Origin of the sequence: Salinirubellus litoreus (genome assembly GCF_037335815.1) — an archaeon.
Lineage (GTDB): Archaea > Halobacteriota > Halobacteria > Halobacteriales > Haloarculaceae > Salinirubellus > Salinirubellus litoreus.
The window spans coordinates 4,058,909-4,071,574 of the sequence record NZ_CP147841.1 but is presented as its reverse complement, the minus strand read 5'-3'; the positions used below and the strand labels follow the sequence as shown (position 1 = coordinate 4,071,574).

At 68.4% G+C, this 12,666-nt stretch carries 11 protein-coding genes; 2 read left to right on the top strand and 9 right to left on the bottom strand.

The window, feature by feature from the left end:
- Positions 1-30: 30 nt before the first annotated feature.
- The 6 genes from WDJ58_RS20375 to WDJ58_RS20350 form a co-directional block, all read right to left on the bottom strand.
- The gene (locus tag WDJ58_RS20375) at positions 31-1,926 is read right to left on the bottom strand and encodes a glycoside hydrolase family 15 protein (protein ID WP_338915147.1); all 1,896 of its coding nucleotides are present in this window, start codon (positions 1,924-1,926) and stop codon (positions 31-33) included.
- Positions 1,927-2,036: 110 nt separating this feature from the next.
- A complete protein-coding gene (locus tag WDJ58_RS20370; protein ID WP_338915146.1) occupies positions 2,037-2,720 on the bottom strand; it encodes a class I SAM-dependent methyltransferase in 684 nt (227 codons plus the stop codon).
- A gap of 87 nt (positions 2,721-2,807) precedes the next feature.
- Complete coding sequence (locus tag WDJ58_RS20365) at positions 2,808-3,368, bottom strand: FlaD/FlaE family flagellar protein (RefSeq protein WP_338915145.1); 561 nt, start codon at positions 3,366-3,368, stop codon at positions 2,808-2,810.
- Positions 3,369-3,460: 92 nt separating this feature from the next.
- The gene (locus tag WDJ58_RS20360; protein WP_338915144.1) at positions 3,461-4,195 is read right to left on the bottom strand and encodes an SDR family NAD(P)-dependent oxidoreductase; all 735 of its coding nucleotides are present in this window, start codon (positions 4,193-4,195) and stop codon (positions 3,461-3,463) included.
- Positions 4,196-4,483: 288 nt separating this feature from the next.
- A complete protein-coding gene (locus WDJ58_RS20355) occupies positions 4,484-5,638 on the bottom strand; it encodes a glycosyltransferase family 4 protein (protein WP_338915143.1) in 1,155 nt (384 codons plus the stop codon).
- Between the two features lie 6 nt (positions 5,639-5,644).
- Positions 5,645-7,054, bottom strand: a complete 1,410-nt coding sequence (locus WDJ58_RS20350; RefSeq protein ID WP_338915142.1) for a glycosyltransferase family 2 protein — start codon at positions 7,052-7,054, stop codon at positions 5,645-5,647.
- A gap of 911 nt (positions 7,055-7,965) precedes the next feature.
- Here WDJ58_RS20350 and WDJ58_RS20345 point away from each other — a divergent pair.
- On the top strand, positions 7,966-8,976 hold the full coding sequence (locus WDJ58_RS20345) for a TIGR04024 family LLM class F420-dependent oxidoreductase (RefSeq protein WP_338915141.1): 1,011 nt from the start codon (positions 7,966-7,968) through the stop codon (positions 8,974-8,976).
- A 6-nt stretch (positions 8,977-8,982) separates the two neighbouring features.
- Here the strand turns inward: WDJ58_RS20345 and WDJ58_RS20340 are convergent, their stop codons facing one another.
- Genes WDJ58_RS20340 through WDJ58_RS20330 form a run of 3 tightly spaced genes read right to left on the bottom strand, consistent with a single transcriptional unit; the run spans position 8,983 to position 11,645 of the window.
- Entirely contained in the window at positions 8,983-9,918 is a 936-nt protein-coding gene (locus WDJ58_RS20340) for a cyclase family protein (RefSeq protein ID WP_338915140.1), read from the bottom strand.
- A 60-nt stretch (positions 9,919-9,978) separates the two neighbouring features.
- Entirely contained in the window at positions 9,979-10,989 is a 1,011-nt protein-coding gene (locus tag WDJ58_RS20335; protein ID WP_338915139.1) for an NADP-dependent oxidoreductase, read from the bottom strand.
- Between the two features lie 59 nt (positions 10,990-11,048).
- Positions 11,049-11,645 carry a response regulator transcription factor gene (locus WDJ58_RS20330; protein WP_338915138.1) on the bottom strand — a complete coding sequence of 199 codons (597 nt, stop codon included), beginning with the start codon at positions 11,643-11,645 and terminating at the stop codon, positions 11,049-11,051.
- 196 nt (positions 11,646-11,841) lie between these two features.
- Here WDJ58_RS20330 and WDJ58_RS20325 point away from each other — a divergent pair, with 196 nt between their 5' ends.
- Positions 11,842-12,432 carry a response regulator gene (locus WDJ58_RS20325; RefSeq protein ID WP_338915137.1) on the top strand — a complete coding sequence of 197 codons (591 nt, stop codon included), beginning with the start codon at positions 11,842-11,844 and terminating at the stop codon, positions 12,430-12,432.
- The last annotated feature ends 234 nt before the right edge of the window (positions 12,433-12,666 follow it).

Genomic DNA, 12,666 nt, shown 5'->3' with positions numbered 1-12,666 from the left:
AAGGGGAATCGGCAGGGTAGTACGTTCCAGTCAGTCCTCGCCGGACTCGATCTCGGCCGGCCTGTCCTCCTGTCTGAGCGTCGGCGTGCCGATCGGACCGACCTCGGCCCAGTCGTACTCGGCCTCGCGGAGGTAGAGCGCGCTGTTGAGCAGCCCGAGGTGGCTGAACCCCTGCGGGAAGTTCCCCAGCAGTTCGCCCGTCTCGGGGTCGATCTCCTCGGAGAGCAACCCGAGCGGGCTCGCGTACTCCAGCACGTTCTCGAAGACCTCCCAGGCCTCGTCGGTCCGCCCCGCCATGGTGAGGGCGTCGACGAGCCAGAACGAACAGAGGACGAACGCCCCCTCGTCGCCGGGGAGACCGTCGTCCTCGTAGCGGTAGACGAGTCCCTCGTCGGTGGCGAGATGTTCCCGTACCGCCTCGATGGTCCCCTCGATCCGGTCGTCGTCGGGTGGGAGGAACCCGGTGAGGGGGATCAACAGCGCGGTCGCGTCGAGCGCATCGCCCTCGAACGACTGGGTGAAACTGTTCAGCTCCTCGTCGAACCCCCGCTCGATCACGGTCGACCTGATCTCCTCGCGTGTCCCCTCCCACCGGTCGAACGGCGCGTCGAACCCCTCGTGATCGGCCAGCTCTATCGCACGGTCGAGCGCAACCCAGCACATCACCTTCGAGTGGACGAGGTGTCGGGGTTCGCCGCGGAGCTCCCAGATCCCGACGTCCCTCTCGTTCCAGTGTTCACAGACGTAGTCGGCGATATTCCGGACCGTGACCCAGTCCTCGTCGGGCACCTCCTCGACCGACCAGAGCCGCTGGTAGATGCCGAGGACGAGGTCGCCGTAGACGTCGAGCTGCTGCTGGTCGGCGGCCTCGTTCCCGATCCGGACCGGCGTGGAGTCCCGGTAGCCCCGCAGGTGGTCGAGTTCCTCCTCTCCTTCGAGATCGGTCTCGCCCTCGATACCGAACAGCGGCTGGAACTCCACGTCGTCACCCTCCTGTGCGCGTTCGAGGAAGCGGTGGACGTACTCCTCGGCCTCGTCCGTGTGACCCAGGTTGGTGAACGCCCGGACGGTCCAGGCCCCGTCGCGCACCCAGCTGAACCGGTAGTCCCAGTTCCTGACCCCGCCGGGGTCCTCCGGCAACGAGGTCGTCGGGGCGGCGATGAGCCCGCCGGTCTCCCGGTAGTTCAGCAGTTTGAGCAGGAGTTCCGAGCGGACCACCAGGTCGTGTCCCGTCCCGCCGAAGAGACACTCCGACTCGTCACAGGAGTGGGCCCACTCGCGCCAGTAGTCGACGGTCTCGGAGAGCAGACGCTCGCACTCCTCGGGTCCGGAGGGGGCCTGCATGGTGTACCGCAGGAGGAACCAGTGTTCGTCGCCGGCGGTCAGGCTCGCGCCTCCCCGGGCGGTGTCCCCGTTCCCGACCCCGTCGACCACCCGGAGGTCGATCGGGCTGACCAGGTTGATCTGCCGGCGGTCGTTCGTCGCGACGACGCCATCCGAGATACGGTCGACCGTCGTCTCCGAGCGGGCGTAGTCGAACCGGGGGGAGAACTCCACGCTCAGGTCGAGCGACCCCTCCGTACACGACACTTTCCGGTAGAGCCCACGTAGCTGGGGCTCTTCGACGAGATCCTCCTCGAGGACGGGCATGAAGTCCGTCACCGTCACCGTCCCGGAGTCGGTCTCGAACGTCGTCTCGAGGACGTTCGTCCCGTCGACGTACGCCTGTGTCGCCTCGAACGACCCCTCCGGCTGGATCGCGAACCGACCGCCCTCGGCGGGATCGAGCAGAGAACCGAAGACGCTCGGCGAGTCGACGTACGGTAGACAGCACCAGTCGACCGAGCCGTCACGACGGATCAGCGCACACGTCTCCAGGTTCCCGACGACGCCGTAGTCCCGGAGTGGAGCGAAGTCCCCGTCCATTTTCGTCGGCACACGAAAGCGGCCGGCAAGTATCCTCGGCTTGCACCGGGACCGGGAGGAGAAGGGCTCGTGGGCCGTCCCCTCCGGCGAGTGGTGTCGTTCGGCCGGCGTCAGCCGCGGCGGAACGCTCGCAGGGTGTCGCACCCCACCTCGTCCCGCTCGACCTCGACCAGGCCCAGGTCGGTGAACACCCGGTTCCAGTCGCGGTAGTAGAGCGGTACCCCCTCACGGACGTAGTTCACCTCGACACCCGCCGTGAGGTCGCCGCCGTCCCCGTTCTCGCTCCCACTCTCCGACCCGCTCCGGTTCCCCCGGTCACTCCCGCCCGCTCCGTCGTTTCCGTTCTCCACCTCGACGGTGACGAGGAGGTCGTCGGTGATCCGAACCAGCTCCTCGAAGACCCACGCGGCGTCGGGGTGGACGTGCTGGAGGGTCTGGACCGAGTAGACCGCGTCGAACCGGTCGTCTTCGAAGTCGCCGACGACATCCTCGATGGTGCTCGCGTAGAAGGTCCCCGCGTCGGCGAGGTCGGGGTACGCCGACGCCATCACCTCGAACGCCTCGGCGTTGACGTCGATCCCCGAGAGGTCCTCGAAGCCGTGGTCGTAGAGATGCGACAGGTGGCGACCCGAACTGCAACCGAGTTCGAGGACGCTCGCGCTCCGGTCGAGATAGCGACCGAGGAGGTCGAGGATCCGGTCGCTCCTCCCGTCCGGGCCGTAGTACGCGTAGTAGTCGGGGGAGAACTCCCCGGACCGCTCGGCCCACTGGCGGCGGATCTCGTCGGGCTCCACATCCGAACACCTCGTCGGGAGCGTAAAGCCCCGTCGGAGTCGCCCGCTTCGGATCCGCGCTCTACGGACGGCCGAGAACGAACGCGCTCAGGGCGGTCGTCCCCTCGGCGGGATCGTCGTTCGTTCGCGGGAGGGGGGGTGGGTCGCGGTGTCGGCGGGTCGCTCGTCGGCCAGCCGCTCCCCGTCGGCCCCGAGCTGTGCGAGCGAGATGACCGAGAGGCCCCGGACGTGGTCGAGCCGGGTCAGATCGTCGACGGAGCCACCCGCCCAGGCGTCGGGGTACCGGTCGGGATCGGGGAGGGTCGCACGGAGTTCCGTCTCGACCGACTCCGTGATCCAGCCCAGACGCTCGTAGTGACCGAGCGCGTCGGCCGCCCCGCGCGGACCGGCCCGGTCGACGAGACGCTGGAGCCACTCGCGGAGCGCCTCCCGGAGGGCGCGCTCGCGGGGGATGCGACGGAGGTACGGCTTGTGTCGCTCCTCGTGCGATCCGAGCCACGCCGACCGACGGTCGTGTTCGGCGAGGTCTCCCAGGGGTTCGCTCCTCCGGCCGGCCCGTCCCGGCGAGAGTCGGTCCGAACGACGGCTCCCGTCCAGAGCCAGTCCGCGGAGCTCCACGACGTCGTAGTCGGCCGGATCGATCGCCATCTCCGGCGACGACTCCGACCTCCGGCGATAAAACTCTACGGTCGGGCATCCGAACCGAAGTCGTACGTCGCTCGATCCCCTCGATTATGGCCTCAGAGCACGGGATCGAGCTTTTCGCCGGGATCGCCCTCCTCCCACACGATGTCCCCGAGGTCGGGGAACAGCGGCACCTCGTGGCCGAGCCAGAAGAACCGCCCCGTGGGTCCGTCCGCGTCGAGGTCGAGCAGGTAGTCGACCGTCGGGTGACAGGCCGACGGCTCCAGGGGGGCGTCGGGGGCCATCTCCGTCCGGCAGGGGCCCGGGCTCATCAGGTTGATCCGGACGTTCTCGTCGGCGTGTTCCCGCGCCGCGGTGACGGTGAAGGTGTTGAGCGCGGCCTTCGACGCGCTGTAGGGGCCGGCACCGGTCGGACACTCGAGCGCCGCACCGGAGGTCACGTTGACGATCCGCCCGAACCCGTGCTCGCACATCGCGGGCAGCAGCTCGCGCATGACGTACACCGGCGCGAAGGCGTTGACCTGCATCGCGCGTTCGAGGGCCTCCGGGGTCGCCTCCGTGGTTCGGGCACTCGGGCCCACTCCCGCGTTGTTGATCACGTACGGCACGTGGCCGTACTCCTCGAGGAGCGCGCGCATCGTCGAGACGACCGCCTCGGTGTCCGAGAGGTCGAGCTCGTGCGGCGTCACCGACGGTTCGTCGGCGTACCGCTCGCGCATCCGCTCGATACGTCGGGCCACCGTGACCACCCGATAGTCGCCGGCGAGGTGCTCCACCAGCGACCGACCGATCCCGCTGCTCCCGCCCGTGACGAGCACGACAGGGTCCATACCCCGACGTCGGGGGTGACCGCGAAATGCGTTCCGGCAGGCCGGGCCTGTCGAGCGCCCCGTTCCCCGACGGCCGAACTGCCCCGATCGTCTCCCCGTTCCGTCCCGGTCGATCCGGCGTGGCACACGTGCGGGATCGGACCGGGCCCTGGGGTGGGTAGCACGACGGCTGACCGATCGATCTCTCGGATCGACGAGGTTCGTTCGCGAGGGCGATCGTCTCTCGTCTCTTTACCTCTCGTCGAATCGCAGCCACAGGAGAGGGGAGTAGCGGTGGGCCGGGTCCGATCAGACCGTGTCGGTGTTGTAGGTCAGGAGGTCCGGCTCGTAGTAGGTCGTCGACAGGCCGTCGCGGTGTCTGTAGACGCGCTCAACGCGCTCCGCGATCCGGTCCCAGTCGTAGGGCTGGGCCGCGGCCCGACACTCGGCGGCACCGAGGCCCCGCGAGCGCTCGATGCCCGCCGCGAGTGCCGCCGGGGTCGCCTCGCAGACCGCACCCGTGACGCCGTCGGTGACGAGGTCGCGAGCGGCGTTCTGGGGGTGGTCCAGGGTGACGACGGGCGTCCCACAGGCGAGGGCCTCCAGAGCCGTGATGCCGAACCCTTCGCGGCGGGACGGCAGGACGAAGCTGTCGGCGGCCTTCATCGCCCCGAGCACGTCCTCGTACGACTCGAGGAACCCAGGCATCGAGACCTCGACGCCGAGTTCGTCGGCCCGCCGCCTGACGTCCTCGTACTCCGGCCCCTCGCCGACGAGGGTCGCCGAGACCGGCCGGTCGAGTTCGGCGAGCGCCTCGACGAGGAGTCGGGGGTTCTTCTCCTTGATGAACCGGCCGACGAACAGCACGTCGAGCGGCTCGTCGGCGGGCTGAACCCCCTCGATGGTCTCGAGCGAGATTCCGTTCGGGACGAGCGCGGCGTCTTTGACACCGAGTGATTCGAGGTCGCGGCTGGTCCGCTCCGAGACCGCGATGTGGGCGTCCGGGAGTCGGCTCGAGATCCGTTCGACGAGCCGCCCTGCGATCCCCATCCGGCCCAGGTACTCGTACCAGTACTCGTCCCAGACCTCGTGCCAGGTGAGGAACATCGTCGAGTCGTCGAGCATGGAGGCGAGCTTCACCGAGAACGCCGGGAAGTAGGGGAACTCCTGGCAGTCGATGACGTCGAACTCCTCGTTCGCCAGGGGTCGGGCGACCTTCCCCGCGAACGACAGCGCCTCGGGGATCGAGCGACGGCCGTCGGTGTAGAGGTCGGCGGGCGGGTCGTCGACGCCGTGGAGCGTCACGCCCGACTCCTCGCGGACCGCGGGTCCGTCCCAGTACTTGAGTCCGAACCAGTGGACGTCGTGATCCTCGGCGAGCCGGGTCGAGAGCTCCCAGAGCCGTTTCTCCACCCCGCCCGTTACCCAGGGGTGGACGGCGTCGTAGACGTACGCGATACGCACGTTATCTCACCCCGCCTCCTCGTCGACTGCGAGTCCCGCGTCGGAGTAGTTCCGCGCGTCCGCGAGCGCACTCAGGTGGAACGAGGCGAACACCGTCTCGAGCCCCACGACGACGAGCGTGAACGCGACCATGTTCACCGCGCCGAACGGGACGGCTCCGTAGCCGCTCGTGATCCACCCGTACAGCAGGTAGCTCCCGTAGGCGGCACCGACGGCGAACATCCCCAGCCCGATGGTCGCTCCCTGTTCGAGCCTGAAGTTGCCCTGTATCCACCGCGTCAGCGGGTCGGTCGGTACCCGGATAGGGTCGGCCGCGACCGTCGAGAACAGCGAGAGGACCGCCGTCTGGTAGCCGACGACCACGAGCAGGCTCCCCGCGATCATCGTGTGGATGCCAAAGTTGACGCCGCCGGGCTGTACCCCGAACGCCGACAGGCCCATCATGAACCCGCCGAGGAGCACCATCAGTACCCCCGGGATCGAGAAGAGGTATCCCGGCGCGTTCATCAGCATGAACCGGACGTGTCGCCACCCGTCACGGAAGCTCTCGAGGGTCGCCTCCCCCTTGCGCTCGTGGTAGGTGATCGGCACCTCGGCGATCTCGAACCCGCGGGCGCTCGCGTCCATCACCATCTCGCTGGCGAACTCCATGCCGTCCGTCCTGAGATCGAGTTCGTCGAGCAGGTCGGCACGGAACACGCGGAACCCGCTGTGGGCGTCGGAGACGCCCGCGCCGTAGAAGACGTTGAGGAACTTCGTCAGCAGCGGGTTCCCGACGTACTGGTGGAGCGGCGGCATCGCTCCAGGGAGGATCTCACCCTCCAGACGGCTTCCCATGACCATGTCCGCTTCCCCGTCGAGTATCGGCTTGAACAGGCGCGGTAGCTCCGAGAAGTCGTACGTGGTGTCCGCATCGCCCATCACGACGTAGTCGCCACGGACCCGTGCGAACGCGTACCGATAGGCGTAGCCGTATCCGGGCTTGTCGGGGGTGATGACACGCGCACCCCGTTCGCGAGCGATCTCCGGCGTCCGGTCGGACGAGGAGTCGCTCACGACGATCTCCGTCGGGAGGCCGAGCGCGCTCGCACCCTCGATGATGCGGTCGATGCACTCGCTGATGCCCTCCTCCTCGTTCATCGTCGGCATGACGACGCTCACGACCGGCGTGGCCTCGTCGTCCGCGGTAACGAGGATGTCCGTATCCGCGTCCGACGCGACTGTCGTCTCTCCCTCGAGGATCGAGGTGTCCGCCTCCGTCGTACTCCGCCTCTCGGCGAACGAACCGTTGACGGAGCTGGCGGTCGCACCTCCGCCGTCCGCGATCGTACTCCCACCCCCATCTGCGCTACGGGTCCTGTCCTCATCCGAGTCGAGGTGGTCCCCACTCGTTTCGTCGCTCTCCCCAGTTCGCATGGATCCACCCTACACCTCTACGGGAATAGTTAATCGTATGTTACTATCCGGTCGGGAGTATTGCCGTCACTGAAACGAGTGCATATCGGTGTTTTCAGAATATGATAATGGCTTCCTGGAGGCCTGAGAAACCGTTCTGGGTTAATATTGTGACAAGGAATATCATCCCAGGGGGGTGGGTAGTGAAGTGTTTACCAGCGCGCAATAACGGGTTGCAGGTGTCGACTTACCGCTCGCGCGCGGTCCGGTATGCTTGAGTTACACACCCGAACGGGCGGCCGCTCGATCGGGTAGCCGAATACGTCGTCCGGTTTCGAGACTTCCTTCCTTCAGGGATCTCGTGAGAGGAACCGAACGAACCCGTCCACTCGATGCGATGGTGTCGACGGTCGGAAATACGACTCCCACTCATCCGGACCTTCACTCCTACTCGCAGGTGAGCAACGTCGTCCGGCTCGGTCCGTGCATCCCGCCGATTCCAGGCGATGATCGACGGGGCAGGGCCGGCGACGAATCCTCATACGGCGCGCGACCGCCCGGGATCGAGATCACGACCTCGCTCGTGCGATCCGACCGACGGCCGTCACACGGTACCGCGTGGGTACGAGGCGCGGGTGAGAAACTATTATATTCTCGGTCGTCCACGATCGAGTATGGCTACACGCCAGACCCCTCGGCCATCCCACCACCGGTGTAGCTGTGGAGAGAGCTTCGACATGACCGAGGACCTCCTCGCACACGCACGAGACGACCACGGTCTCTACGTACACTGAGGCTGGCTCACGGGCCGCACGTCCCCACAGCCGGGGTTCGCGGCTCACACTCACATTCTCCGTTCGCTTTCCAGCGGATAGCGACGCTACCGGCACGCACCCCCGAACGTATTAGTCCACCCCGGCTCACCCGGGTACATGACCCGGGAGTTCGACATCGACGTCATCGCGAGCACACCCGAGCACGACACTCCGGGCTCGGTCGCCGACCTCGCCGTCCACGCGGAGGGGCTGGGGTTCGACCGCTTCTCGATGGGCGAGGCGACCGGCTGGAACCTGGCGACGATACTCGCGGTGGTCGCCGACCGAACCGACGAGATCGGCCTCTCGGACGACGTCTTCTCCCCATACGGCCGGTCGCCGGCGATGCTCGCACAGACCGCGCTCACGCTCCACGACATCTCCGACGGACGGTATCGCCTCGGCCTCGGGCCGTCCTCGCCGGCGATCACCGAGCGGTGGCACGGAGTGGCCTTCGAACGGCCGCTGCGCCGCCTCCGCGAGACGATCGAGATCATCAGGGCGGTCTACGAGAACGGCAACCCCGAGTACCACGGCGAGGTGTTCGACATCGACGGCCTGAATTACGACCGCTCGGTCCCCGAGAACCCTCCGCCGATCGACGCCGCCACCCTCGGCCCCAAGGCCACCGAACTGGCGGGCAGGTTCGCGGACGGGTGGGTCCCCCAGCTGTTCACCGTCGACGCGCTCGAGGAACGGCTCGAAGACCTCCGCCGCGGAGCCGAACTCGGGAGCCGGGATCCCGGGGAACTACGGACGAGCCTCATCGTCAGGGCGTTCGCCGACGAGGACCGCGAGCACGCCCGCGAGACCGTCCGGTCGACGATCGCCTTCCTCGTCGGGGCGTACGGCCCCTACTACGGCGATTCGGTGGCCGAGCAGGGCTACCCCGAGATGGTCGCCGAGATCCGCGAGGCCTGGAGCGAGCGGGACACGGCGGCGATGGCCGAGGCACTCACCGACGAGGCGCTCGACGATCTCGCCGCCGCCGGCACGCCAGAGGAGGTTCGAGAGCGCCTCCGCGAGTACGGCGAGGTCGACGGCCTCGACGCGGTCAGGGTGGGGTTCGTCAACGGGATGACCATCGAGGAGAAGCGGGCCACGATGGAGGCCGTCGCGGAGCTCTAGTCCGGGCTATTTGATCGCGAGCGGGTTCACCGGCGAGCCCGTCGCCTGCACGATCTTCAGCGGCGAGCAGGTGTAGAGGAAGTCGTACTTGCCGTCCTCGGCGCAGTCGGCCGCCAGATCGTCCAGCAGGGTGATCTCGTTCAGCAGTATCCCCTGGTCGCGGATGAACGTCGCGTGGAGCGGGAGCCTGATCCCCGACTCGGGGAACGTCCGCTCGTTGGCGAGGGTGTCCGTCGCGAACGCCGGCACCTCCATCTCGTAGAACCAGTCGGCGAGGTCGGCGGAGTAGGTGATCCCCGGCTCGTCGAACGCCCGAATCGCCTCGCGCTCGCCGGCGTAGAACCGTTCGAGCCACCCCGTCCGGATGACGAGCACGTCGCTCGGTTCGAGTTCGACGCCCTGCTCGTCCGCACACTCGAGCAGTTCTTCGAGGGGGATCTGCTCGCCACGCGCCACGTGGTCGACGCCGCGGTGACGCGCCACGTCCAGGAGGACGCCGCGACCTACCACCCCGTGCTCGGCGATGGGCTCGACGCTACAGCGGTCGAGTCCCCCCTTCGTCGTTCCCGGGTCGAACCCGTTGTAGAGTTCGTCGCCGTACCAGGCGTGCCCCAGCGCGTCGACGTGGGTCGTCCCGTGAATCGCCAAAAATAGCACGTCGTCCGCGCTCGGCCGCTCGGCCTCGGCCTTGCCGGACTCGTAGTGCCCCTGGTCCCTGCGCATGTAGTGCTGTGCGTCGGGTCGCCCCGGCGTCTTCGGGTCGCCCTCCGGGTGGCCGATCGGGACGCCGAGCGAGAACGTCCGGCCGTGCTCGACGGCCTGCACCCCACGGAGCACCTGCTCCTGGTCGAGGTAGTTCACCGCACCCACCTCGTCGTCCTCGCCCCACTTCCCCCAGTTGCTCGGCGCGTCCGCGAACGTCCGTTCCAGTCTGTCGCTCATCGTCCTCCCCACCCGGGGGGCCCACGAAAGCGTTTCTCCGCGGAACCGATCGGTCGGGTGCTACGCCACCCTGACGAGCTGTTTGCCGACGTTCGTCCCCTCGAACAGCCCCAGGAACGCCTCCGGGGCGCTCTCGATCCCCTCGGTGACCGTCTCGCGGTACCGCACCTCCTCCTCGGATACCCAGCGACGGAGCCGGTCGGTGATGTGCTCTGCACGGTGGGCGTGATCGCTCACGATGAACCCCTCGACGCGGGTCCGGGTGCGCTGGTGGAGCCGTCGCGGTCCCCGCGGAACGTCGCCGTCCTCCTGGTTGTAGAGGGCGATCTTCCCGCAGACGGCGATACGGGAGTAGTCCGTCAGGTGGTCGGTGACCGCGTCGCTCACCTCCCCACCGACGTTCTCGAAGTAGAGGTCCACACCACGGGGACAGGCCTCGGCGACCGCGGCGGAGAGATCTCCGGCCGTCCGGTAGTTCACGGCGGCGTCGAACCCGAGTTCGTCGGTCAGCCAGTCGGCCTTCTCGTCGGCCCCCGTGATCCCGACGACCCGGCCCCCGGCGATACGGGCGATCTGGCCGGCGACCGAGCCGACCGCGCCCGCGGCCGCCGAGACGACGACCGTGTCGCCCGGCTCGACCCGACCGACGTCGACCGTCCCGACGTAGGCCGTCCGACCGGGCATCCCGAGGACGGAGAGCGCCGTCGAAACCGGGAGGTCGCCGACCTCGACTCGCTCAACCCGATCCCCGTCGACCGTCGCGTACTCCGCCCAGTAGAGGTTCCCCGCGACGACGTCGCCCGTCTCGAGCCCGTCGTACTCGGAGTCGACGACCTCGCCCACACAGCGGGCCCGCATGGGCTCGCCGATCCCCCACGGGTCGGCGTAGGAGTCGGCGTCGCGCATCCGACCGCGCATGTACGGGTCGACCGACAGGTACCGGGTACGAACGAGCACCTCGCCCGGTCCCGGTTCGGACACGTCGCTCTCCTCGAGTTCGAAGTCCTCCCGTGTGGGCTCCCCGGTCGGACGGCTCGCCAGCAGCCACCGGCGGTTCGTGTCGGGTGTCATCGAGGATACGTCGACCCGGGGGATCATCACGCTGGCGGCGAGGCCCTCGGCTGCGGCAGTCAGGCCACCGGTGCAGTCGGCCGACTCCGATCTGCCTCGACGCGCTCCCGGGCCCGTTCGAGCCGTCGCTCCAGCCGCTCGATGTCGCGTTCGAGTCCGACGAACCGCTCGCTAGACGCGAGTTCGGCCGCGTGCTTCTCGGCCCGGAGCACGTTCCGCCGGACACGCTTGGCGGAGAGTTCGCGGACCAGCGCGTCGTAGCTGTCGCGTTCGAGCAGCCCCTCGACGGTCGCCAGGAGCGTCTCGCGCCCGACCGGCTTCCGGACGTAGTCGTCGAACCCCCGGCCGAGGACGTCGAAGTCGGGAGTGACGCCCGTCACGAGCGCGGCCGGACAGTCGAACCCCGCGTCGCGGATAGAGACCAGCACCATCTCGCCGTCGAGGTCCGGCATCCGCTGGTCCAGCAGGACGGCGTCGATCGCGTGCCGCTCCCGCCGGAAGATCTCGATGGCCTCCTCGCCACCGTGCGCGGTCAGGACGTCGTACCTGTCGCCGAGCCGGGCCGCGTACAGGTCGACGAGCTCCCGGTCGTCGTCCACGATCAGCACCGTCGGACCCCCCAGCCCGACGTCGATTCGCGCTCCGTCTCCCCCCATCACTCGTTCCTCCGTCGGGGGACTACATAAGACCGGGCCGGTGTTCTCTCGGGTGGAAAACGCGCTCGGATCGGGTCGCGATCCCGACCGCCTCGACGGGCCTGGAGACCACGGCTTCGGAGGTGTTCGAGCCCTGTAACCGGAATCGAAGCGGTCCGAACCGTTATGTCTCGGGGACGGCATTCGGGGGACGAACGTGCCTCCCGAAACCGCGACGGTACTGGTCGTCGACGACGAGACGGCGATCCGAGAGATGTACGCGGACATGCTCGAACGGTTCGTGGCCGAGGTGAAGGTGGCCGCCGACGGGAGGATGGGACTCTCACTGCTCGACGAGTCGGTCGACGTCGTCCTGCTCGACCGACGGATGCCCGGACAGTCGGGCGACGAGGTGCTGGAGGAGATCCGCGCGAGCGGCCACGACTGCCGGGTGGCGATGCTGACGGCGGTCGAGCCGGACGAGGACATCGCGACCATGCCCTTCGACACGTACCTGACCAAGCCGGTCACCGTCGGTCAGCTCAGGGCCGTCGTCGAGCGGCTGCTCACCCTCGACGACTACGAGCGAGCGCTCGAGGAGCGCTTCCGCGTCGCCCAGAAGATCGGCGCGCTCGAAGCCACGAAGACCGACGGGGAGCTCGCCGACTCGGCGGCGTACGCGAACCTCCGGTCTCGGTACCGGTCGCTGACCGAGGAGATGGAGGCGGCCAGCCAGGGGGTCGACACGGACCTCGTACGCGGCACCATCGAGACGAAGCCGACCACGAGTGAGCGCCGGACACGGTAGTACCGACCCGTCCGGAGGCCTATTTACGCGCATAGATATCTGGCGGATCGGGCGGGCGACGCGAACGCGGCCGTCCGGGAGCGGGCACGAACGCTCGACACCGAACTCCCGGGGGGCGGCGGCGCGGTCGACCTCGGCCTCGTCGTGGATTCGCTGTCGCGGGTGGCCGACTGCGGCGGCAACGTCGCGGAGGTGGCGCGCCAGCGGGCCGCGCCGAGACCGTGAGACGGCCGC